Annotated in this window: 24 protein-coding genes and 1 riboswitch; of the genes, 12 read left to right on the top strand and 12 right to left on the bottom strand. The window is 73.5% G+C overall.

Annotated features, from left to right (window positions below; all coding sequences use genetic code 11):
* Nucleotides 1–51: 51 nt before the first annotated feature.
* The 4 genes from groL to AC4MBH_RS02460 form a co-directional block, all read right to left on the bottom strand.
* Nucleotides 52–1,683 (bottom strand): chaperonin GroEL, encoded by a 1,632-nt coding sequence (gene groL / locus AC4MBH_RS02475; RefSeq protein WP_491792752.1) that lies wholly within the window; start codon nucleotides 1,681–1,683, stop codon nucleotides 52–54.
* 215 nt (nucleotides 1,684–1,898) lie between these two features.
* Nucleotides 1,899–2,744: an ATP-grasp domain-containing protein gene (locus AC4MBH_RS02470; protein WP_491792751.1), complete on the bottom strand. Its 846-nt coding sequence runs from the start codon at nucleotides 2,742–2,744 to the stop codon at nucleotides 1,899–1,901.
* Nucleotides 2,741–3,103: a hypothetical protein gene (locus tag AC4MBH_RS02465; RefSeq protein ID WP_491792750.1), complete on the bottom strand. Its 363-nt coding sequence runs from the start codon at nucleotides 3,101–3,103 to the stop codon at nucleotides 2,741–2,743. Before AC4MBH_RS02465 ends, AC4MBH_RS02470 begins: the two co-directional genes overlap by 4 nt.
* Nucleotides 3,100–3,960: a TylF/MycF family methyltransferase gene (locus tag AC4MBH_RS02460; RefSeq protein ID WP_491792749.1), complete on the bottom strand. Its 861-nt coding sequence runs from the start codon at nucleotides 3,958–3,960 to the stop codon at nucleotides 3,100–3,102. The genes AC4MBH_RS02465 and AC4MBH_RS02460 overlap by 4 nt, the downstream gene beginning before the upstream one ends.
* Nucleotides 3,961–4,116: 156 nt before the next feature.
* Here AC4MBH_RS02460 and AC4MBH_RS02455 point away from each other — a divergent pair, with 156 nt between their 5' ends.
* The 6 genes from AC4MBH_RS02455 to AC4MBH_RS02430 all read left to right on the top strand — a co-directional run bounded on the left by AC4MBH_RS02455 (nucleotide 4,117) and on the right by AC4MBH_RS02430 (nucleotide 8,942).
* On the top strand, nucleotides 4,117–4,476 hold the full coding sequence (locus AC4MBH_RS02455) for a YciI family protein (protein WP_491792748.1): 360 nt from the start codon (nucleotides 4,117–4,119) through the stop codon (nucleotides 4,474–4,476).
* Nucleotides 4,473–4,829, top strand: coding sequence for a YciI family protein (locus AC4MBH_RS02450; RefSeq protein WP_491792747.1), 357 nt, complete (start codon nucleotides 4,473–4,475; stop codon nucleotides 4,827–4,829). Before AC4MBH_RS02455 ends, AC4MBH_RS02450 begins: the two co-directional genes overlap by 4 nt.
* Before the next feature lie 34 nt (nucleotides 4,830–4,863).
* Nucleotides 4,864–6,078: an RNA polymerase sigma factor gene (locus tag AC4MBH_RS02445; RefSeq protein ID WP_491792746.1), complete on the top strand. Its 1,215-nt coding sequence runs from the start codon at nucleotides 4,864–4,866 to the stop codon at nucleotides 6,076–6,078.
* A 31-nt stretch (nucleotides 6,079–6,109) separates the two neighbouring features.
* Nucleotides 6,110–6,829 carry an SDR family NAD(P)-dependent oxidoreductase gene (locus tag AC4MBH_RS02440; protein ID WP_491792745.1) on the top strand — a complete coding sequence of 240 codons (720 nt, stop codon included), beginning with the start codon at nucleotides 6,110–6,112 and terminating at the stop codon, nucleotides 6,827–6,829.
* A 69-nt stretch (nucleotides 6,830–6,898) separates the two neighbouring features.
* Nucleotides 6,899–8,248, top strand: coding sequence for a hypothetical protein (locus tag AC4MBH_RS02435; RefSeq protein WP_491792744.1), 1,350 nt, complete (start codon nucleotides 6,899–6,901; stop codon nucleotides 8,246–8,248).
* A 97-nt stretch (nucleotides 8,249–8,345) separates the two neighbouring features.
* A complete protein-coding gene (locus AC4MBH_RS02430; protein WP_491792743.1) occupies nucleotides 8,346–8,942 on the top strand; it encodes a class F sortase in 597 nt (198 codons plus the stop codon).
* Between the two features lie 22 nt (nucleotides 8,943–8,964).
* On the opposite strand, the gene AC4MBH_RS02425 is transcribed toward AC4MBH_RS02430, so the two are convergent.
* From AC4MBH_RS02425 to AC4MBH_RS02410, 4 genes are all read right to left on the bottom strand, one after another.
* Nucleotides 8,965–9,240 (bottom strand): MoaD/ThiS family protein, encoded by a 276-nt coding sequence (locus AC4MBH_RS02425; RefSeq protein WP_491792742.1) that lies wholly within the window; start codon nucleotides 9,238–9,240, stop codon nucleotides 8,965–8,967.
* A 24-nt stretch (nucleotides 9,241–9,264) separates the two neighbouring features.
* Nucleotides 9,265–10,560, bottom strand: a complete 1,296-nt coding sequence (thrC, locus tag AC4MBH_RS02420; protein WP_491792741.1) for a threonine synthase — start codon at nucleotides 10,558–10,560, stop codon at nucleotides 9,265–9,267.
* A gap of 9 nt (nucleotides 10,561–10,569) precedes the next feature.
* Nucleotides 10,570–10,713: riboswitch (SAM riboswitch) on the bottom strand.
* A gap of 113 nt (nucleotides 10,714–10,826) precedes the next feature.
* Nucleotides 10,827–11,468, bottom strand: a complete 642-nt coding sequence (locus tag AC4MBH_RS02415) for an MmyB family transcriptional regulator (protein ID WP_491792740.1) — start codon at nucleotides 11,466–11,468, stop codon at nucleotides 10,827–10,829.
* Complete coding sequence (locus AC4MBH_RS02410) at nucleotides 11,435–11,665, bottom strand: transcriptional regulator (RefSeq protein ID WP_491792739.1); 231 nt, start codon at nucleotides 11,663–11,665, stop codon at nucleotides 11,435–11,437. Before AC4MBH_RS02410 ends, AC4MBH_RS02415 begins: the two co-directional genes overlap by 34 nt.
* Nucleotides 11,666–11,915: 250 nt before the next feature.
* On the opposite strand from AC4MBH_RS02410, the gene AC4MBH_RS02405 reads away from it, so the two are divergent.
* The 3 genes from AC4MBH_RS02405 to AC4MBH_RS02395 all read left to right on the top strand — a co-directional run bounded on the left by AC4MBH_RS02405 (nucleotide 11,916) and on the right by AC4MBH_RS02395 (nucleotide 15,464).
* On the top strand, nucleotides 11,916–12,974 hold the full coding sequence (locus tag AC4MBH_RS02405) for an SDR family oxidoreductase (RefSeq protein WP_491792738.1): 1,059 nt from the start codon (nucleotides 11,916–11,918) through the stop codon (nucleotides 12,972–12,974).
* Between the two features lie 145 nt (nucleotides 12,975–13,119).
* On the top strand, nucleotides 13,120–14,880 hold the full coding sequence (locus tag AC4MBH_RS02400) for a PHP domain-containing protein (RefSeq protein WP_491792737.1): 1,761 nt from the start codon (nucleotides 13,120–13,122) through the stop codon (nucleotides 14,878–14,880).
* Entirely contained in the window at nucleotides 14,877–15,464 is a 588-nt protein-coding gene (locus AC4MBH_RS02395) for a hypothetical protein (RefSeq protein WP_491792736.1), read from the top strand. The genes AC4MBH_RS02400 and AC4MBH_RS02395 overlap by 4 nt, the downstream gene beginning before the upstream one ends.
* Before the next feature lie 29 nt (nucleotides 15,465–15,493).
* Here the strand turns inward: AC4MBH_RS02395 and otsB are convergent, their stop codons facing one another.
* From otsB to AC4MBH_RS02380, 3 genes are all read right to left on the bottom strand, one after another.
* Nucleotides 15,494–16,339: a trehalose-phosphatase gene (otsB, locus tag AC4MBH_RS02390; protein WP_491792735.1), complete on the bottom strand. Its 846-nt coding sequence runs from the start codon at nucleotides 16,337–16,339 to the stop codon at nucleotides 15,494–15,496.
* 63 nt (nucleotides 16,340–16,402) lie between these two features.
* The gene (locus AC4MBH_RS02385; protein ID WP_491792734.1) at nucleotides 16,403–16,909 is read right to left on the bottom strand and encodes a LytR C-terminal domain-containing protein; all 507 of its coding nucleotides are present in this window, start codon (nucleotides 16,907–16,909) and stop codon (nucleotides 16,403–16,405) included.
* A 3-nt stretch (nucleotides 16,910–16,912) separates the two neighbouring features.
* On the bottom strand, nucleotides 16,913–17,215 hold the full coding sequence (locus AC4MBH_RS02380) for a DUF3263 domain-containing protein (protein ID WP_491792733.1): 303 nt from the start codon (nucleotides 17,213–17,215) through the stop codon (nucleotides 16,913–16,915).
* Between the two features lie 110 nt (nucleotides 17,216–17,325).
* Between AC4MBH_RS02380 and AC4MBH_RS02375 the strand changes: the two genes are divergently transcribed.
* Entirely contained in the window at nucleotides 17,326–18,345 is a 1,020-nt protein-coding gene (locus AC4MBH_RS02375) for a Gfo/Idh/MocA family protein (protein WP_491792732.1), read from the top strand.
* Here AC4MBH_RS02375 and AC4MBH_RS02370 read toward each other — a convergent pair.
* Complete coding sequence (locus AC4MBH_RS02370) at nucleotides 18,336–19,031, bottom strand: sensor domain-containing protein (RefSeq protein ID WP_491792731.1); 696 nt, start codon at nucleotides 19,029–19,031, stop codon at nucleotides 18,336–18,338. The two genes, AC4MBH_RS02375 and AC4MBH_RS02370, sit on opposite strands and share 10 nt — an antisense overlap.
* A gap of 127 nt (nucleotides 19,032–19,158) precedes the next feature.
* Here AC4MBH_RS02370 and AC4MBH_RS02365 point away from each other — a divergent pair, with 127 nt between their 5' ends.
* Both AC4MBH_RS02365 and AC4MBH_RS02360 read left to right on the top strand, forming a co-directional pair.
* Entirely contained in the window at nucleotides 19,159–20,589 is a 1,431-nt protein-coding gene (locus tag AC4MBH_RS02365; RefSeq protein WP_491792730.1) for an alpha,alpha-trehalose-phosphate synthase (UDP-forming), read from the top strand.
* Nucleotides 20,586–21,239, top strand: a complete 654-nt coding sequence (locus AC4MBH_RS02360; protein ID WP_491792729.1) for a M15 family metallopeptidase — start codon at nucleotides 20,586–20,588, stop codon at nucleotides 21,237–21,239. Before AC4MBH_RS02365 ends, AC4MBH_RS02360 begins: the two co-directional genes overlap by 4 nt.
* The last annotated feature ends 17 nt before the right edge of the window (nucleotides 21,240–21,256 follow it).

Below are 21,256 nucleotides of genomic sequence, written 5' to 3'. Positions count from 1 at the left end.
CGCCGCACCGGAGTGCGACGGGTCGACGTCTGGTTCAGCGGGGGGCGGGACTCAGAAGTCCATGCCGCCCATGCCACCCGAGGGGTCGCCGCCCATGGGCGCGGCCTTCTCGGGCTTGTCGGCCACGACGGCCTCGGTGGTGAGGAAGAGCGCCGCGATGGACGCGGCGTTCTGCAGCGCGCTGCGGGTCACCTTGGCGGGGTCGATGATGCCCTCGGCGATCATGTCGACGTAGTCACCGGTCGCCGCGTTGAGACCATGGCCGGCCTCCAGGTTGGCGACCTTCTCGGCGACGACGCCGCCCTCGAGACCGGCGTTGATCGCGATCTGCTTGAGGGGGGCGGAGGTGGCGACGCGCACGATGTTGACGCCGGTGGCCTCGTCGCCCACGAGCTCGAGCTTGTCGAACGCCGTGGCCGCGGCCTGGACGAGCGCCACGCCACCGCCGGCGACGATGCCCTCCTCGACGGCCGCCTTCGCGTTGCGAACGGCGTCCTCGATGCGGTGCTTGCGCTCCTTGAGCTCGACCTCGGTGGCCGCGCCGACCTTGATCACCGCAACGCCGCCGGCCAGCTTGGCCAGGCGCTCCTGCAGCTTCTCGCGGTCGTAGTCGGAGTCGGACTTCTCGATCTCGGCGCGGATCTGGTTGACCCGGCCCTCGATCTGGCCCTGGTCGCCGGCACCCTCGACGATGGTGGTCTCGTCCTTGGTGATGACGACCTTGCGGGCCTGGCCCAGCAGGTCGATGGTGGCCGACTCGAGCTTGAGGCCGACCTCCTCGGAGATGACCTGGCCGCCGGTCAGGATCGCGATGTCCTGCAGCATGGCCTTGCGACGGTCACCGAAGCCGGGGGCCTTGACGGCGACCGACTTGAAGGTGCCGCGGATCTTGTTGACGACCAGCGTGGAGAGAGCCTCGCCGTCGACGTCCTCGGAGATGATCAGCAGCGGCTTGCCGGACTGCATGACCTTCTCGAGCAGCGGCAGCAGGTCCTTGACGTTGCTGATCTTGGAGTTGGCGAGCAGGACGTAGGGGTCCTCCAGCACGGTCTCCATGCGCTCGGGGTCGGTGACGAAGTAGGCCGAGATGTAGCCCTTGTCGAAACGCATGCCCTCGGTGAGCTCGAGGTCGATGCCGAAGGTGTTCGACTCCTCGACCGTGATCACGCCCTCCTTGCCGACCTTGTCCATCGCCTCGGCGATGGCGTCACCGACGGTGGTGTCGCCACCGGCGGAGATGGTGGCCGTGGCCGCGATCTGCTCGCGGGTCTCGACCTCCTTGGCCATGCTGGACAGCTGCTCCGAGACGGCCTCGACAGCGGCCTCGATGCCGCGCTTGAGACCCATCGGGTTGGCGCCGGCGGCCACGTTGCGCAGGCCCTCGCGGACCATCGCCTGGGCCAGGACCGTGGCGGTCGTCGTACCGTCGCCGGCGACGTCGTCGGTCTTCTTGGCGACCTCCTTGACCAGCTCGGCGCCGATCTTCTCGTAGGGGTCCTCGAGCTCGATCTCCTTGGCGATGGACACGCCGTCGTTGGTGATCGTGGGGGCGCCCCACTTCTTCTCGAGCACGACGTTGCGGCCCTTGGGGCCGAGAGTGACCTTGACGGCGTCGGCGAGCGTGTTCATGCCACGCTCCAGGCCGCGCCGGGCCTCCTCGTTGAATGCGATCAGCTTGGGCATAACTCCTGAGATCCTCACGATCAGAGTTCTGGGGATCCGGGGTGGTGGGCTGCCCGCGACGGACGACCCCGCTCTCCGGCGGAACCCTTCTCCACCGGGAGGGAGCCTCAGCTGGCACCGCTCCGGTTGTCACTCTCTCGTCGAGAGTGCCAGTGTCATGTTTAGCACTCGGGTGGCGAGAGTGACAACCCGGGTACCGACGGCCCGGGGTCCCGCTACGCGCGGTCGAGGAGCGCGCGGACGGCGTCGGCGAACGGCTCGGCGGTGTGCGGGACGACGTCGAGGTAGAGGCCGGGCTCGGTCACCTCGACCTCGCTGACCACCAACCGGCCGTCCAGGCGCAGCAGGTCGACGCGAGCGTAGACGATCTCGGACCCCACGACCGCGGCGGTCGCGGCGACGGCGTCGACCGCGAGCGCCGCGGCCTCGTCGCCGAGCTCGGAGGCGTGCGTCGTGCCGCCGTGCTCCTCGTGGACGCGGATGTCGTCGCCGCCGGCCACCTTGGTGACCTGGCTGACCGGGTGGCCGGCGATGACGAAGACCGACACCTCACCCTCGTCGAAGACCGAGCCGAGGAGGGGCTGCACGATCCACGGCCCGTCGTCGGTGGGGTTCCAGGCCGCGGCGTCGCGGACGACGACGACCCCGCGGCCGCTCGCCCCGACCCGCGGCTTGACCACGCCGGTGCCGAAGCGGCGCACGGCGCTGCGCAACCCGTCGGGTCCGTCGGGCCGGTCGCCCAGCACGGTCGGCACCACCGGCACGCGGCCGGCGAGGTCGAGGAGGTAGCGCTTGTCGGTGTTCCACCGGAACGTCTCGACGCCGTGCAGCAGGGTCGGGCCGACCGATCCCGCCCAGTCCAGGAACTCGGGCAGCCGGGTGTGGTAGTCCCACGTGGAGCGCACGCACACGAGCCGGGCCGCCGACCAGTCGACGGCCGGGTCGTCCCACACGGCCCACTCGCTGGAGACGCCGCGATCGGCGAGGGCCCGGTCGAGGGCCTGGTGCCCGGGCTCACCCTGGCGGTACCCAGACGACGTCGCCAGCAGGACGTCGGTCACCGGCGTCCGAGCCGCCGCCTGACCTGTGCCGGCACCGCGACGACCGCGCGGCCGGCGCGCCACGTCGTGCTCCGCCGGACGGCCTCGAGCTCGGCCTCGGCCGCACGGGCCCGCCGCTCGGCCGCGGCGGCCCGCTTGTCGGCGGCCGCCGCCCGGCGCTCCGCCGCCGCGGCCTGCTTCTCGGCGGCGCGGAGGTCGCGGGAGAGGGTGCGGTGCAGCTGGCGGGTGGACTTCACCGAGAACCGGCGCTCGTCGGCCAGCGCCCGCTCGAGCCGCGCGATCTTGACCTGCGGGCTCTCCTCGAAGTCGGCGGCACGAGCGGTCCGGAGGTCGCGGCGGGGGCGCGGCGTCGTCGTCACGACTTCCTCCAGTACACCCCGGCCCAGTCGACCTGGTGCAGCTCGTCGGTGATGCCGCGGGACTCGCGGAAGTCGTGGATGGCCTGGGCACAGCCCCTGACCGCGCCGTAGTCGTCGACGATCACGTAGCCGCCGACGGCGACCTTGTCGTAGAGCGGCTCGAGCGCGTCGATGGTGGAGGCGTACATGTCGCCGTCGAGGCGGAGCACCGAGATCTGCTCGATCGGGGCGGTGGCGAGCGTCTCGTTGAACCAACCCTCCAGGAACTCGACCTGGTCGTCGAGCAGGTCGTAGCGGCGGAAGTTCTCCTGGACCTTCTCCACCGAGACGGCGAGCTCGATCTTGGTGTGGTGCTGGTCGCCGGCGTCGGCCTCGAACCGGCCGTCGGGCGCGGGCAGGCCCTCGAAGGAGTCGGCCACCCATACCTTGCGGTCGGTGATGCCGTGGGCCTTGAAGATCGCCCGGGCGAAGATGCAGGTGCCGCCGCGCCAGGCGCCGGTCTCGATGAAGTCACCGGGGACGCCGTCGGCGATCACGTTCTCGAGGCACTCGCGCACGTTGCGCAGCCGCTTCATCCCGACCATCGTCTCGGCGTCGGCGGGCCAGTCCTTGCCGATCTCGCGGCGCTCGGCGTCGAACTCGCCGGACTCGACCACCCGGATGTCGCGGTCGCGGGTCGCGATCCGCACCAGGTTCCACAGGTAGCCCTCGTAGGACCGGGGCTCGAACCGCACGGTGACGTTGCGGCCCTCGAACCCGTAGCGGGTCAACATCTTGGCCATCAGGTCGAGGTAGAGGTCGACGGCAGGGCCGGCGGGGGCATCGGGTCCGGGGGTGGCGGTCGCAGGGGTCGTCACGGCGGCACCCTAACGGACCCGCCAGGTCGATCCGGTCCGCCGGGGGCGCCCGAGCCACCGCGGCCGCCGCACGAACCTGCGTCGTGCTGTCGATTCGGGGGCTCCCCGCACGTCATCGCGGTGACAGACTCCCCACCGAGAGAGAAGAGGAACCCGATGACCACCTACGTCGTGCTGCTGCCTGGCGACGAGCAGGGCTGGGAGCAGGCCACCCCCGAGCACCGCGCCGCGGTCTACGCCGTGCACGAGGAGTTCTCCCAGGCACTCGCTGCCCGCGGCCACAAGGTCACCGGCGGCGCCGAGCTGGCCCACTCGCGCGAGACGCGGCAGGTCCGCACCGTCGACGGCGCCGTGCAGGTCACCGAGGGCCCCTACGCCGAGGCCGTCGAGCAGCTCACCGGCTTCTACGTCGTCGACACCGACGACCTCGACGACCTCCTCCAGTGCGTCGCGATCCTCTCCACGTCGGCCGAGGACGTCGTCGAGGTCCGCGCCACGACGGGAGGTGCGGCATGACCAAGTACCTGCTGCTGATGGCCGAGGCCGACCACTTCGCCCACTGGGACTCCGCCGACGACGAGCACCGCGCCCGCGTGTACGCCGACTTCGGCGCCTTCGACGAGGCGGTGCGACAGCGCGGCAGCATCGTGAGCGGCGAGGCCCTGGCCGACCCGTCGACGGCGCGCACGGTGCGCGCCGGGGAGGGCCGTCCGGTCACCGAGGGCCCCTTCGCCGAGACGGTCGAGCAGCTCGGCGGCTTCTACGTCGTCGACGTGCCCGACCTCGACACCGCGCTCGAGCTCGCCGCCCTGCTCCCGCGCGAGTACGACGTGGAGGTCCGCGAGTGCCTCGAGGTCCCGGAGTCGTGACCTGACCGACGACGCCGCGGCCGCGCTCGAGACGGTGCTGCGCGACGAGTGGGGCCGACTGCTGGCCCTGCTCGTCGCGCGGTTCCGACGCCTCGACCTGGCCGAGGACGCGCTCGGCGACGCCGTCGAGGCCGCCGCGCGCACGTGGCCCGCCGACGGCGTCCCCGCCAACCCCGCAGCGTGGCTGCTCACCGCCGCCCGCCGGCGCGTGCTCGACCGGCTGCGCGCCGAGGCGGTCGCGGCGAGGTCCCTGCCCGTGCTGGCCGTGGAGGCCGACCTGACCGAGGAGGCACGACGCGTGATGGCCGACGGCACCGCGCCCGGCCTGGTCGGGGCCGCCGACGAGCGGCTGCGACTGGTGCTGCTCTGCGCGCACCCCGCGCTGGCGCCCGAGGTGGCGGCCGCACTCACCCTGCGGCTGGTCCTCGGCGTCGCCACCGCCGACATCGCCCGGCTGTTCCTCGTGCCGACGGCCACCATGGCGGCGCGGCTGACGCGGGCCCGCAAGCGACTGGCCGGAGAGAGCTTCGCCGTCCCCACCGGGGACGCGCTGGTGGAGCGGCTCGGTGCGGTCGCCGACATCGCCTACCTCGCCTTCACCGCCGGCTACGCACCCGGCTCGGGCGACGACGTCGTGCGCGGCGAGGAGGCCGGCGAGGCGGTCCGGCTGGTGCGGGTGGTGCGCGAGGTCGCGCCGGCCGCGGCGACGGCCGACCTCGACGCGCTGCTGGCCCTGGTGCTGCTGCAGCACTCCCGGCGCGACGCGCGGGTGCGCGACGGCGCGCTCGTGCTGCTGCCCGACCAGGACCGCAGCCGCTGGCGCCTCGACGAGATCGGCGAGGCGCTCGGCCTGCTCGCGCCGCTGGCCGCGGACGCCCCGTCGACGCCGTACCTGCTGCAGGCGCTGATCGCCGCCCAGCACGCGGTCGCACCCACCGCGGCCGACACCGACTGGCCGCGGATCGCCGGGTGGTACGCCGAGCTCGAGGCGCTCACCGGCTCGCCCGTGGTCCGGCTCAACCGGGCCGTCGCGGTGGCCGAGGCCGACGGCCCCGACGCCGGGCTGCGCCTGCTCGACGGGCTCGACCTGCCCGGCCACCGGCTGCCCGCCGTGCGCGCCGAGCTGCTCGCCCGGGCCGGCCGCAGGGCCGAGGCGGTGGCGGCGTACGACGCGGCGCTCGCCGCCTGCGCCAACGGCGCGGAGGTCGCGTGGCTGTCCGGACGCCGGGCGGGCCTCCTCGACGGCTGACAGGATGCGCGCACCGACGAGAGGACGAGGCATGACCGGACGGTTCGAGGGCAAGCGGGCACTGGTCACCGGGGCGGCGGGCGGCATCGGCCGCGCGACGGTCGACCTGCTGGCCGAGGAGGGTGCGCGGGTCGTCGGGGTCGACCTGGTCGCGTCCGAGGAGGTGCTGGCGTGCGACGTGGCCGACGAGGCGTCGGTGCGGGCCGCCGTCGCAGCCGCGACCGGGACGCTCGGCGGGCTCGACGTGCTGGTCAACGTCGCGGGTGTCGACCGCTTCCGGCGCTTCGAGGACCTCGACCTGGCCACCTGGCAGCTGCACCTCGGCGTCAACCTCACCGGCCCGATGCTGATGAGCCACGCCGCGCTCCCCCACCTGCGGGCCAGCCGCGGCAACATCGTCACCATCGCCTCGATCGCCGGGCTGCGGGCCCAGCCCTACCAGGCGGCGTACTGCGCGTCGAAGGGCGGCGTGATCCTGCTGATGAGGTCGCTCGCGCTCGAGCTGGCCGCCGACGGCGTCCGGGTGAACACCGTCTGCCCGGGCGGCGTCCAGACCGACCTGCCGACGCAGGCGGCGGCCGAGCACGCGGGGGCCGACCTCGACTGGGACCTGCTGATGGAGACCGCCGGTGCCCGGTTCGGGTTCATGCCCCCGCGCGACATCTCCGACGCGGTGGCCTACCTGGCCTCCGACGCCGCCGCGTCGGTCACCGGCGCCGTGCTGTCGGTCGACCGCGGGACGGCGTGCTGAGTGCCGGGATGGACGGCCCCGGCGGCGCCGGGGTCCTGCCCCTAGGATGACGCGAATTCGTCTCCCACCGTGAGGTCCACACACATGCGGCTCAGCCCCTCCGCCCCCCACTCGATCCCCCGATCCGGACCGGCGCTGGCCCTGGCAGGAGCAGGCGCGCTCGTCGCGCTCGCCGCCGCGCCGGGCGTGGCAGCCCAGCCCGTCGCCCAGTCCGACGCCACCGCGCTCGTGCTCACCGTGGCCAGCACGCCCACCGACAGCGGCACCGTCAAGGCCACGCACGACGGCGACAGCGAGACGGTCACCGGGACCCGCAACCCGCTGATCACGGTGCTCGGCAACCAGCCGTTCCTCAACGCCGGCACGCTGTCGCAGGACGCGACCGCCACCGTCGTCAACCGCAACGGCCGCTCGGCCGCCTGCGCCGGCCTCGCCGGCGACGGCGCCACCCTGGCGGCGGTCGCCGAGGGCTTCTGCCTCACCCCCCAGGACAATGCCACCATCAACGCCGGCACCTTCGAGCTCGAGGACGTCACCATCGTCCAGGCCGACTTCCTCGCCGGCCTCGACGCCGCCCTGCAGCTCGCACTGCAGCCGCTGCTGGGCCCCATCTTCGGCCTCGACGGTCCCGTGCAGGACGTGCTCGGGGCGCTCGGCGACCCGACCATCGGGCTCGACCTCGGCGCCATCCAGAGCCAGTGCACCGCGACGGTCACCGGCGCCGACGGTGACAGCCAGCTCACCGACGCCTCCCTCTTCATCGACTTCCCCGCACCCATCGGCCGCCTCGACCTCGTGGAGCTGCCGACCAACCCGCCTGCGAACACCAAGGTGCTCACCGACCTCGACGTCGTCCTCGAGACGATCAGCAACGGCGTCGAGACCCAGCTCGAGGTCGGCCTCGGCGGCGTGCTGGGGCAGGCGAGCCCGATCCTGGACGACCTCGTCACCGCCCTGAACGCCAACATCGTGTCCCAGCTCGCCGGCCAGCTCGGCCCGCTGGAGCGGAACATCCTCGACGCCACGCTGAACAAGCAGGTCCGGGGCGACCGGTCGATCGAGGTCACCGCGCTCGACCTCAGCGTCCTGCCGGCCGCCGCCGACTTCGGCGTCGACCTGCTCGCACTCGAGGTCGGCCGGTCCTCCTGCGGCCCCAACAGCCGCGTCGGCGACCCCGACCCCACCCCGGACCCCGACCCGTCGAGCACCCCCGACCCCGGTGGCCCCGGTGGCCCCGGTGGCCCCGGTGGCCCCGGTCCCGACGTGCCGACCTCGGTGCCCGCCGGTGACCTCGACGCCGCCAACGGCTCGAGCGACGGCGCCATCAACGGCCAGGTCGCCACGGGTGCGATCGTCGTGCTGACCCTGCTCGCAGCCGCCGGCGGGGTGCACACCTTCCGCCGGGTGCTCGGGAGCTGACCTGAGCGAGCACCGCAGCGACGTCGACGCCGCCGACGGACCGGGCACCGGTCCTCGGCGGCGTCGCCGCATCCTGCTCGTCGCCGTCCCGGCGGTCGTGGTCGCGCTGGTCTTCACCGGCGGCGTGCTCACCGGGCGGCGCCTCGCCGACCCGCCCGCCCCGCAGGCGGCGCCGCCGGCGCCGACCCAGACGGTGACGGTGACCCCGACGCCCGAGCCGCGCGAGGACGACGCCGAGCCGGTCGCGCCGTCGACACCGACCCGGTTGATCGTGCCGTCGCTCGACATCAAGGCCGACGTCGTCGACATCGCGCTGAGCCCGGACGCCGTCCTCGAGCCGCCGGAGGACCCCGACCTCGTCGGCTGGTGGGACGGCAGCGCCGAGCCCGGCGACGAGGTGGGACGGGTGGTGATCACCGGCCACACCGTGGCCGACGGCGGCGGCGCGCTCGACCTGCTGCCCGACCTCGAGGGCGGGAAGGTGGTGCTGGTGACCGAGACCGGCCGCCACCGCTACCGCGTCACCGACAACCTCGTCGTCAGCTACGAGGACGTCGCCGAGAACGCCCGCGACATCTTCGGACAGACCGAGGAGTCGGCGGACGGGGCCCGGCTGATCCTGGTCACCTGCACCGACTACAACGGCACGGTCTACGAGAGCAACTCGATCGTCGTCGCCGAGCCGATCGCCTGACCGCCCGGCGAGCGGCGGGCGGTCAGCCGCCGGCGACGGCGGGGATGACCGAGACCTGGGTGCCGTCGGGGGTCGGTGTCGCCAGGTCGTCGAGGAAGCGCACGTCGTCGTTGCCGACGTAGACGTTGACGAAGCGGCGCAGCTTGCCGTCCTCGTCGACGATGCGGCCCTTGATCCCGGCGTACGACGCGTCGAGGTCGTCGAGCACGTCGGCCAGCGTCGCGCCCGCGGCGCTGACCTGGGACTCGCCGCCGGTGTAGGTGCGCAGGATGGTCGGGACGCGGACGGAGACGCTCACGGGGTTCCTCCTCGGCTTCGGGGGTCAGGCGCCCAGGCCGGTGGCCTGGAAGGCGGCGTACGACGGGTCGATCGTGGCGGCGGCGGAGACCCGGTCCGAGATGGAGTCGAGGGTCTTCAGGCCGTGGCCGGTGTTGATGACGACGGTGTCGAGGTCGGGGTCGAGCTGGCCGGTCTCGACGAGCTTCTTCAGGACGCCGACCGTCGTGCCGCCGGCGGTCTCGGTGAAGATGCCCTCGGTGCGGGCCAGCAGCACGATGCCGTCGCGGACCTCGTCGTCGGTGATGTCCTCCACCGCGCCGCCGGTCTCGCGGCAGATGTCGAGGACGTAGATGCCGTCGGCGGGGTTGCCGATCGCCAGGCTCTTGGCGATGGTGTCGGGCTTGACCGGGCGGATCGCGTCGACGCCGGCCTTGTAGGCGACCGAGACCGGCGAGCAGCCGGCTGCCTGGGCGCCGAAGACCCGGTAGGGCTTGTCCTCGACGAGGCCGAGCGCGATCAGCTCCTGGAACGCCTTGTGCACCTTGGTCAGCTGCGAGCCGGAGGCGACCGGGATCACGATCTGGTCGGGCAGCCGCCAGCCGAGCTGCTCGGCGATCTCGTAGCCCAGCGTCTTGGAGCCCTCGGCGTAGTAGGGACGCACGTTGACGTTGACGAACGCCCAGCCGTCCTCCTCGCCCGCGATCTCCGAGGCGAGCTTGTTGACGTCGTCGTAGTTGCCGTTCACGGCGACCAGCGAGTCGGTGAAGATCGCGGAGTTGACCTGCTTGGGCTGCTCGAGGTTGCTCGGGATGAACACCACGGTCCGGATGCCGGCGCGGGCGCCGGCCGCGGCCACGGCGTTGGCGAGGTTGCCGGTGGACGGGCAGGCGAAGACCTTGGCGTCCAGCTCGCGGGCCGCGCTCAGCGCACAGGCGACCACGCGGTCCTTGAAGGAGTTGGTGGGGTTGGTCGAGTCGTCCTTGACCCACAGGTTGGCGATGCCGAGCTCGGCGCCGAGGTTGTGGGCCTTGAGCAGCCGGGTGAACCCGGGCTCGGTGTTGGGGCTGGTCTCGATGTCGTCCGGCACCGGCAGCAGCGCCTTGTAGCGCCAGATGTTGCGCGGGCCGGCCTCGATCTGCTCGCGGGTCACGGCCGGGAAGGCGTAGGCGACCTCGAGCGGGCCGAAGCACTCCGGACACGCGTAGAAGGGGCCCAAGGTGACCTGGTGGCCGCACTCGCGGCACGCGAGGCCGGTGGCGTTGCCGAAGGCGCCCTCGCGGGGCCCGGCCGGGGCGGTACCCGGGGTGGTGTCGGTGGTGGTCTGGACGACGGTGCTCATGGATCCTCCTCCTCATCTTCCCCGGGGCGACCGTCGCACCCGGGCGGAATTAGCACCGTTTCCACTCTTCCGTCCGGATCTTCCGGAGGCGGAGGTCGAGTGGCGGTTGCCGGGACTTCACTGGGCCGTTCCCTCAGTCCCTCTTGATGAGCAGGGCTCACTCTAGACAGGGCCGTCTCAGCATGCGTCCACCGGTCCCGCCATCTGGACCGTCGAGGAGCGCAAACCTCGAGACTCGTGCCTCGCTCCCGCGACGCCGGGAGCCGCTACCCCGAGCGGCCGAGCAGCCGCAGCGCGTGCTCGGACGGCGAGCCGGGGGCGGCGCTGAGCAGGAGGAGGCGGTGGCCGGTGCCGTCGGCCACGGTGGTGACGGTGAAGGCGAGCTCGAGCGCTCCCACGACGGGGTGCCGGTAGCGCTTGGTGCCCTCGGTGCAGCTGCCGACGGGATGCTGCGCCCACAGCCGTGCGAAGTGGTCGCTGGCCATGCTCAGCTCTCCGACGAGCGAGGCGAGCGCCGGGTCTCCGGGGTGCTGACCGGCGACCAGCCGCAGGGACGCGACGGATCGGCGTGCCTCCTGCTCCCAGTCGTCGTGCAGCTCGCGGGTGTGGAGGTCGAGGAAGAGCATCCGCACCGTGTTCGGTCGGGTGGTGCGCTCCGCCGGCGCCTCGAGCGGCAGGTGACCGGCGAGGAGGGCGTGGGCGAGCCCGTTCCAGGCGAGCACGTCATTGCGCCGGTCCAGGGCCACGACGGGGACGTCGCCGACAGCGGCGACGAGCTGAGCGGTGCCGGCACCCAGCGACGCCGCCGGCGTGGGCGCCGGACGCGAGCGCGGGGCTCGCGCCAGTCGGTGCAGGTGACCGCGCTCGTCCTCGCTCAGCCGCAGCGCCCCCGCGACGGCGTCGAGCACCGACGCGGAGGCGCCGTCCCCCAGCCCTGCTCGAGGCGGGTGTAGTACGTCGGGCTGACCCCGGCCAGCTGGGCGAGCTCCTCGCGGCGCAGCCCCGGCACCCGCCGCCGGCCGTAGGACGTCACGCCGACCTCGGCGGGGTCCAGACCCGCGCGCCGGGCCCTCAGGAAGCTGCCGAGCTCGGTGTTGGACTCCACTCACCCACTGCCGCCCCGGATCACGGGCCGGAGGGTGACCCTGTCAGTGGTGGCCATGTCAGTGGTGGCCATGTCAGTGGTGGCCATGTCAGTGGTGGCCATGTCAGTGGTGGCCATGTCAGTGGTGGCCAGGGCGGTGGTGGGTCCGCCGGTCCTGCCCCGGCAGGGGCGTGGCACCCGTCGCCTCCCACGACCACCGTGGGTGACGGCCCGCACCGTGCGGGACCACCACGTCCCCGGAGGTAGTTCGTTGAGCTCGTCCCGCAACACCGCCCTCGTCGTCGGCGCCCACGGCGTCATCGGCTCGACCCTGCTCGACCACCTCGTGTCGCTGCCCGACTTCGACGTCGTGGGGCTCTCGCGCCGCGGCGGCCGCGACACCGCCTCGGTGCGACACGTCGCCGTCGACCTCCTCGACGCCGACGCCACCCGCGCGGCGCTCGCGCTCCACCCGGAGATCACCCACGTCTTCTACGCCGCGTTCCAGGACCGGCCCACGTGGTCCGAGCTGGTCGCACCGAACCTCGCGATGCTCGTCCACACCGTGGAGGCGGTCACCGCGGTCGCTGACGACCTCCGCCACGTGAGCCTGATGCAGGGCTATAAGGTGTACGGCGCGCACCTCGGGCCGTTCCAGACCCCGGCGCGCGAGGACGACCCCGGCCACCTGCCGCCGGAGTTCAACCTCGACCAGCAGCGCTACCTCGTCGAGCGCCGCGCCGGCCAGGCCTGGACCTGGTCGGCCCTGCGCCCGTCGGTCGTGTGCGGCACCGCGCTCGGCAACCCGATGAGCCTGGTCGCGGTCCTGGCCGTGTACGCCACGTTGAGCAAGGAGCTCGGCGTCCCGCTCCGCTTCCCCGGGCGCCCGGGGGCCTACGACACCCTGCTCGAGCTCACCGACGCCGGACTGCTGGCCCGGGCGACCGTCTGGGCGGCCACCGACCCCGCCGCGGCGGACCAGGCGTTCAACATCACCAACGGCGACCTGTTCCGGTGGAACCAGATGTGGCCCCACCTCGCCGAAGTCTTCGACATCCCCGTCGGGGCGCCGCTGCCGATGTCCCTCAGCGACGTGATGGCTGACAAGGAGCCGGTCTGGGACCGCGTCGTGGCCGAGCACGACCTCGCCCCCACGCCGTGGTCCGACGTGTCGTCGTGGCCGTTCGGGGACGCGGTGTTCTCCTGGGACTACGACTTCCTCAGCGACGGCTCCAAGGCCCGGCGCCACGGCTTCGTCGAGCACGTCGACACCCGGGTGATGTTCTCCGACCTGGTCGCCGACCTGCGGGCTCGGCGCGTCATCCCGTGAGCGGACCGCCCGACCCCGGGGACCCCTCACCGTCCCCGCTCGCCGCGTTCACCGGGACGCCACCTGGGCGCGGCCTGGGTGCCACCTCGCCGCAGTTGGGTCGACGTGATCGGCACGTGCCGGTCCCACCTGCCTCGGAGGACCCGTGACCCACCACCACCCGCACGACCACGCGCACGACCACGACCACGAGCACGACCACGAGCACGACCACGAGCACGCCGGACCGGACGACGCGGCGATCGTCGCGGCCGACCCGTCGGTGCCCGACGCCGAGCTGTCGGCGAACGAGCTGAGCCGCCGCGGCCTGATGCGCGCGGCGGGCGTCTTCGGCGCGGTCACCGCCGGCATGGCCGGGATGACCGGCGTCAGCCCGGCGACGGCGGCGGCCGCCGAGCGGGGCGAGCACCCCGGTGGCCCCGGACGCGGCGGCGCCCGGTTCTGGTTGGCCGGCGACCACCACATCCACACCCAGTTCAGCTCCGACGCGCAGTACCGGGTCATCGACCAGGCCCAGCACGCCGCGGCGTACGGCCTGGACTGGCTGGTCATCACCGACCACGGCGGCGCCACCCACGCCCGGATCGGCGTCGACCTCGTCAACCCCGAGATCCGCGCCGCCCGCGAGGAGCTGCCGGACACCCTGATCTTCCAGGGCCTGGAGTGGAACATCCCGGCCGCCGAGCACGGCACCGTGTTCGTCGCGCCGGGCCGCAACGAGGTCAGCGTGCTGAAGCAGTTCGAGAACGACTTCGACGGCAGCGTCAAGGGCGCCAGCGGCAACAGCCCGGCCAGCGAGCAGCTCGCCGTGGCGGGTGTCCAGTGGCTCGGGCAGCAGGTCGACCGCCGCCGCGTCGACGACGCGCTGTTCCTGGCCAACCACCCGGCCCGCAACGGCATCGACAGCCCCCACGAGATCCGCGCGTGGCGTGACGCCGACCCGCGGGTCGCCATCGGCTTCGAGGGCGCCCCGGGCCACCAGGCCGCCGGACTGCCGGCCGGGGTGGGTCCGGGCTCGGCCCGCGGCTTCTACGGCAACGCCCCGCGGCCCGACTCCTTCGTCGGCTACCCGCCCGAGAGCTACCGCACCTGGGGCGGCTTCGACTGGATGACCTCGACCGTCGGCGGCCTGTGGGACTCCCTGCTCTCCGAGGGCAAGCCGTGGTCGATCACCGCCAACTCCGACTCGCACGTGAACTGGACCGACACCTCCCGACGCCCCGACGGCTCGTCGTCGGAGCAGTTCAACCGCGACGGCCAGTACGGCGACCCGGTCTACTCGGGCGCGGTCAACCTCACCGCCGGCGACTTCTGGCCCGGCTTCTACAGCCGCACCCACGTCGGTGCCGCCACGCGCGGCTACCGCGACGTGATGCGCGGCATGCGCGACGGCCGGATCTGGGTCGACCACGGCGGGCTGGTCAAGTCGGTCGACGTCTCGGTCGTGGCCGGCCACGGCCGCGGGCGCGCCGAGACCCTGGGGGGCACCCTGCTGGCCAAGCGCGGCACCCGCGCCCGGCTGGTCGTCACCATCACCGCCCAGGACGTGCCGAACTGGTCGCAGTTCGTGCCGAGGCTCAACCGCGTCGACCTGGTCCGCGGCATCGTCGACCCGCGCCCCGCCCGGGCCGACCGCGACCTGTTCCTGGCCCCCGACACCCGGGTGGTCGAGCAGTGGGACACCTCGGGCCGCACCGGCACGTTCACCATCAGCCACGACCTCGGCCCGGTGGAGGAGCCGTTCTACGTGCGCCTGCGCGGCACCGACGGCAACCGGACGGCTCCCGGCTACCTCGGCCGCGACGTCGACCCGGAGGGTCCCGCCATCGACGTCGTCGGCGACGCCGACCCGTGGCGCGACCTGTGGTTCTACACCAACCCGGTCTGGGTCGTGCCGACCCGGTGACGACGCTCCTGGTCGCCGTCGACGCCGGTACCACCGACGTCGGCGGCGCCGAGCACCTCGTCGCCGTGCTCGACCGCGTGCTCCCCGCCGCCGACCCGTCGTACGTCGCGAGCACCCACGTGGTGCCCGGCGCGCGCACCGCGGTGGCGGCGTCGTGGGACACCGGCGGGCAGGACGCGTCCGCCGTCGGCGACTGGCCGGCGGCGGTGGGCGCGGCCGTGCCGGGGGCCCGGGTCGTGGTCACCGCCGACGGCCGCGAGGCCGCCGGCGACCCCGATGCCGTCGGTGCCCGCGCGGCCGCCGCGCAGCACGGCAGCCGGTCGGCCGGTCGGCTCGTCCGGTACGCCGGGCGCGAGGCCGTCGAGGCGCAGGTGGAGGTGGGCGAGGTGCTGGCCGGCACGCTCGTCGACGAGGTCCGTGAGCTCGGCGGCGGCCCCCTGCCGCCCTCGACCGAGGTCGACCTGCGCGAGTGGGCGCGGCCGACCTGGCACGACGGCCGGGCGGTGCTGCTGGTGCAGCGCGCCCGGTCCGGCCTCGTGCCGTTCGAGTCCCGCCACCAGATCGCCTGCTGCGCCGACCACTAGCGGCACCGTGGGGCGCAGCGGGGTGGGTCCTACGCGCGCAGCGCGGCGGCGTCGGCGGTGAGCTGGGCGAGCAGCCCGAGGACCCCCTCGGGACCCGGGACCACGACGTCGGAGAGGTCGAGCAGCGCGTTCTCCTCCTCCGAGGAGGAGCAGACCAGCAGGGTCGGCAGGCCGCCCTCGCCCAGCTCGCGGACGGCGTCGAAGGCCTCCAGGTCACCGAGGTCGTCGCCGGCGAAGAGGAAGCCACCCGCGTCGAGCTCGTCGACGAGCGTGCGCACGGCCTGGCCCTTGTGGACCCCGGGCGAGCGCACCTCGATGACCGAGCGGCCGGGCTCGACCACGAGGCCGTGGCGCGAGGCCAGCTCGCGCAGCGCGGGCAGCAGCCGCGCGAAGGCGCCCTCGGCGTCGTCGAGCCGCCGCGTGTGGACGGCGACCGCGAGCCCCTTGTCCTCGATCCACGCCTCGGCGGCGCCGGTGCGGCGCAGCACCCGCGGCAGCTCGCGCTCGAACGTCGCCAGCCCGGCGGGCGGGCGGGGTGAGACGACGCGGCGCTGCGTGGAGCTCCAGCGCTCGTTGCCGTACTGGCCGAACAGGTAGAGGTCCTTGCCGGCGTCGCCGATCGCGTTGCCGACCACCTCGAGGCCGCCGAGGTCGAGGGCCTGACGAGCCGGGCGACCGGTGATCACCGCGATCGCGCGCACCTGGGAGGCCAGGGCGGTGAGCACCGGCCCGGCGTCGGGGTGGATGTGCGCCCGGGTGGGGTCGTCGACGATCGGCGAGAGCGTGCCGTCGAAGTCGAGGCCGACGACGGTCTCGGCTGCCACGCGGACCAGTGCGGCGTACCGCTGCTCACCTCGCGGCGACGTGAACTCCACGAACCCACCCAACCAGACCCCGGCGACCTCCGGACGACGGGTGGGTGACCGGCAGGACGCGCCTCAGAGCTCGCCGGTGAGGATGACCGTGAGCCGGTCGAGCCTCATCGCGCCGTCGGCGGGGGCGGTGCGGTCGACGCCCAGGTCGAGCGCCAGCTGCTTGGCGGCACGCTCGAGCGGGGGCGGGAAGTAGACGGTGTTGGTGGGGATGGTGCCGTACCAGTTGTCGGTGCCGACGACCCTCCACCCGGCCTCGGCGGCGCGGTCGCCGACGGTGCCGGCGAGACCGCTGATGCCGGAGTTGTTGTAGACCTCGACGTAGACCGTGGCGCGGTCGACCGGGGGCGGCTTGCGCGGCTTGGGCCGGGGCTTGGCGGCCTCGGTGGTCGCGGTGTCCGACGGCGACGCCTCCTCGCGCACCGGGGCGACGATCTCGCGCTCGGCCGGCTCACCGCCGCGGGTGGCGACGAAGGCGACCACGGCCATCACGACCGCGACGATGCTCAGCAGCACGACCGGGGACGGGAAGACCACGCTGCGCTGGGAACCGGGCGTGGGACGGTCGCCCACGGCTCAGACCTCGAAACCGAGGCGCCGGGCCGAACGCTGCCGCTGCCGCTCGGAACGCAGCCGGCGCAGCCGGCGCACCAGGAGCGGGTCGGCCTCGAGGGCCTCGGGGCGGTCGATGAGCGCGTTGAGCACCTGGTAGTAGCGGGTGGAGCTCATGTCGAACTTCTCGCGGACCGCGGTCTCCTTGGCGCCGGCGTACTTCCACCACTGCCGCTCGAACTCGAGGATCTCGCGGTCGCGGTCGCTGAGGGACTCGACGGCGTCGCGCCCGCCGTCGGGTGCATCGTCGTGCCGCTGGGCTTCCATCGCTGGGTCTCCCGGGGAGGATCGGGCGCGGGTGGGTGGTCGGGCACCACTGTAGACGGCTAATCACACCGATGTCATTCAGACCGCCCGACACGCCGTACCGTGATCACATGGACGACGAGCGGACCATCGGGTGGGGCGTGCTGGCGACCGGCAAGATCGCCCGCAAGGTGGCCACCGACCTGGCCCTGGTGCCGGGTGCCCGGCTGGCTGCGGTCGGGTCGCGGTCGAGCGGCCCGGCCCAGACCTTCGCGGCGACGTACGGCGACGACGCCACGCGGGCCCACGGATCCTACGAGGACCTGGTGGCCGACCCCGACGTCGAGGTCGTCTACGTCGCGAGCCCGCACGCGCTCCACCTCGAGCACGCCCGGCTCGCCCTCGAGGCCGGCAAGCACGTCCTGTGCGAGAAGCCGCTCGCCGTGACCGTGGCCGAGGCCGAGCAGCTGGTGGCGCTGGCCCGCGAGCACGACCGGTTCCTGATGGAGGCGATGTGGACGGCGACCCACCCCGTCGTCCGCGCCGTGGCCGAGGGCCTGCGCGAAGGGCGGTACGGCGTCCCGCGCCACCTGCACGCCGAGCTCGGGTTCGTCGTCGACGCCGACCCGGGCGACCGGCTGCTCGACCCCGCGCTGGGCGCCGGGGCGATGCTCGACATGGGCATCTACCCGCTCACCCTGGCCCACCTGCTGCTCGGCGAGGCCGAGTCGCTGGCCGCGACGGCCACGCTGTCCGAGTCCGGCATCGACCTCGACGTCGCGGTCGCCGGTCGCTACCCCGGCGGCGCCCTGGCCACGATGACGGCCTCGATGACCTCGTGGTCCTCGCGGGCCGCGACCATCGCCACCGACCGCGGCCGGATCGACCTCGCCGACTTCCACCACCCGACCGCTGCCACCTGGACCGCCCTGGCCAAGGACGCCGACGGCGCCACCACCGCGGCCGAGCCCGTGCCCATCGAGGGAGCCGAGCCGGTGATCGGGGTCGGCTACGGCAACGAGCTCGCCGAGGTCGGCCGCTGCCTGCGCGCCGGCCTGCGCGAGAGCCCGCTGGTCCCGCACGCCCAGACCCTCACGCTGATGCGGCAGATGGAGGCGGTGCTGGCCTCGGTCGGCGTGCGCTACGCCTGACCCGGGCCCGCCGCCACCCGGGCGCGGGTGCCGAGCAGCGCGTCGGCCGTGCCGGCGTGCAGGGTCGCGCAGCCGCGCACCACCCACGGCAGGGTCACCAGCGCGACGACGCCGATGCCCAGCTGCAGCAGGCTCTCGTCGCGGCGACCCTCGCCCCAGCCGATCAGCTCGACCAGCGTCGTGTCCTGGTGGGGCAGCCACTGCTGCCAGAGCCAGTACGTCGTGCCGCCCACCGCGGCGGTCCACCAGGCGGTGACGACCGCGAACGCCACGGTGCCGGTCACCAGCGACACCACGGCCCACAGGCAGTCGAGCCACGACTGCGGGTCGCGCAGCGGGGTGAGCAGCCGCCGCAGCGGTGCGGCGTCGGCCGGCGCGACGACGTACGACGCGGGGGCGAGGTCGCGGCCCTGCAGCGTCACCAGGCGGTGCCGCTCGAGGTGGGCGAGCCCGCGCGCCAGGAGGACCGTGCCCACCAGCACCACCAGCCCGACCCAGACCACGACCAGGCCGACCCCGAGGGCCAGGCCGGGGACCACCACCGAGAAGCCGACGACACCCAGGACGAAGCCGGACACGACGTACGCCGTGTCGAGGCCGAGCCGGCGCACGAAGCCGGGAGCGTCACCGGTCCGGGTGGTGGGGGCGTCGGTGGCGGGCTGGTCGAGCGTGAGCGTCTGGTCCATGCCCGCAGCCTGGCGCGGCAGGCCGGGTCGGCGCGGTGGTGCAGGCACCCCTCTTCGCGGTGGTGCTGCCGGTGGGGCGGGTCCCCTCGGGTGAAGCCGGGCCGTCCCGGGTGACTAGGCTCGACGGGTGTCCGCAGACCTCGTGATCGTCGCCAACCGGCTCCCGGTCGACCGGGTCACGCTCCCCGACGGCACTCCCGGCTGGCGTCGTTCGCCCGGCGGCCTGGTGAGTGCGATCGAGCCGGTGATGCGTGCCAACGACGGCACCTGGATCGGCTGGCCCGGCAGCGACGACCAGGACCTCGAGCCGTTCGAGGACGACGGCCTGCGCCTGGTGCCGATCGGCCTCGAGCCGAGCGAGATCGAGCTGTTCTACGAGGGCTTCAGCAACGCCACGATCTGGCCGATCTACCACGACCTGGTGGCCAAGCCGGAGTTCCACCGCGAGTGGTGGGACAGCTACGTCAAGGTCAACGAGAAGTTCGCCGAGAAGGCGGTCTCGATCGCCTCCGAGGGCGCCACCGTGTGGGTGCACGACTACCAGCTGCAGCTGGTGCCGCAGATGCTGCGCGAGATGCGCCCCGACCTGCGCATCGGCTTCTACCTGCACATCCCGTTCCCCCCGGCCGAGCTGTTCCAGCAGCTGCCGTGGCGACGCCAGATCCTCGAGGGGCTGCTCGGCGCCGACCTGGTCGGCTTCCAGCTGCCCGGCGGTGCCCAGAACTTCGTGCGGCTCGTGCGGCAGCGGGTCGGTCACAAGACCCACCGCGACCTCGTCTACCTCCCCGACGGTCGCACCGTCCGCGCGATGGCGTTCCCGATCTCCATCGACGCCGGCGGCTTCGAGAAGCTCGCGCTCACCGACGCCGTCGTCGACCGCGCTGCCGAGATCCGCGAGGCGCTCGGCAACCCCCGCAAGATCTTCCTGGGCATCGACCGCCTCGACTACACCAAGGGCATCTACGCCCGGCTGCGCGCCTTCAGCGAGCTCATCGCCGACGGCCACTTCGACGTCGAGGACGCCGTGTTCGTGCAGGTCGCGGTGCCCTCGCGCGAGCAGGTCGAGCAGTACCGCATCCTGCGCGACGACATCGAGCGCCTCGTCGGCCGGATCAACGGCGACCTGGGCCGGATCGGGCGGCCGGCGATCAGCTACCTGCACACCTCCTACCCGCGCGAGGAGATGGCGGCGCTCTACACGGCCGCCGACATCATGGTCGTCACGCCCTACCGCGACGGCATGAACCTGGTCGCCAAGGAGTTCGTCGCCTGCCGCCCGCACGACGACGGGGCGCTGGTGCTCTCCGAGTTCGCCGGAGCCGCCGACGAGCTGCGGCAGGCCTGGCTGGTCAACCCCTACGACCTCAACGGCATGAAGTCGGCCCTCCTCGAGGCCTACCGTGCCGAGGACCGCGAGCTGACCCGCCGGATGAAGGCCATGCGCAAGACCATCCGCACCCACGACGTCGCCGCCTGGGCCGACTCGTTCATGGCCGAGCTGGCCACCGTCTCCCACAGTGCCCACGCCAAGGCCGTGCGTCCCGCCAAGCGCTCGTGACCGCCCGCGCCCCCCTGTGGGACGACGTCGTGCTGATGAGCGACGACGCCGTCACCTCGATCGCGGTGGTCGACGACGGCAGCCGGCTCGTCGACACCGACGGGGTGGTCGCGTTCACCGGCGAGACCCCCGAGGCCCGGCTGCTGCGGTCGCCCGTGCTCGACCGGCTCGCCGACGCGGCGTCGGCGCTGCCCGCCGACCTGGTGCTCGCGCTCAACGAGGGCTGGCGCCCCCCGGCCCTGCAGCGCCACTACTTCGAGCGGTACGCCGCCCGGCTGACGGCCGAGCGCCCCCACCTCGACGCCGACGCGGTGCGCCGCCTCGCGAGCCGGTTCATCGCACCCCCGGAGGTCGCGCCCCACACCGCCGGCGCGGCCGTCGACGTGCTGCTGCTCTCGCCCGAGGGCGAGGTGCTCGACGTCGGGTGCCCGGTCGACGCCGGCCCCGAGGACAGCGAGGGGCGCTGCTACACCGACCACCCCGGTGTCACCGGCGAGGCCCTGGCACTGCGGCGTGAGCTGGTGCGGGCGCTCAGCGGCGCCGGGCTGGTCAACTACCCCACCGAGTGGTGGCACTGGTCGTGGGGCGACCGCTACTGGGCGCACGCGACCGGCGCGACGCGCGCGGTGCTGGGCCCCGTCTCGCCCTGACCCGGACCTGACCCGGC

The organism is Nocardioides sp. WJ219 (assembly GCF_058559815.1).
This window is presented reverse-complemented; position numbering and strand designations above follow the sequence as displayed.

Bases quoted from the DNA above. Each gene is read 5' to 3' on its own strand.
- groL (WP_491792752.1), bottom strand. From the start codon at position 1,683: ATGCCCAAGCTGATCGCATTCAACGAGGAGGCCCGGCGCGGCCTGGAG.
- AC4MBH_RS02455 (WP_491792748.1), top strand. From the start codon at position 4,117: ATGACCACCTACGTCGTGCTGCTGCCTGGCGACGAGCAGGGCTGGGAG.
- AC4MBH_RS02450 (WP_491792747.1), top strand. From the start codon at position 4,473: ATGACCAAGTACCTGCTGCTGATGGCCGAGGCCGACCACTTCGCCCAC.
- AC4MBH_RS02440 (WP_491792745.1), top strand. From the start codon at position 6,110: ATGACCGGACGGTTCGAGGGCAAGCGGGCACTGGTCACCGGGGCGGCG.
- thrC (WP_491792741.1), bottom strand. From the start codon at position 10,560: ATGAGCACCGTCGTCCAGACCACCACCGACACCACCCCGGGTACCGCC.
- AC4MBH_RS02380 (WP_491792733.1), bottom strand. From the start codon at position 17,215: ATGGAAGCCCAGCGGCACGACGATGCACCCGACGGCGGGCGCGACGCC.
- AC4MBH_RS02375 (WP_491792732.1), top strand. From the start codon at position 17,326: ATGGACGACGAGCGGACCATCGGGTGGGGCGTGCTGGCGACCGGCAAG.
- AC4MBH_RS02370 (WP_491792731.1), bottom strand. From the start codon at position 19,031: ATGGACCAGACGCTCACGCTCGACCAGCCCGCCACCGACGCCCCCACC.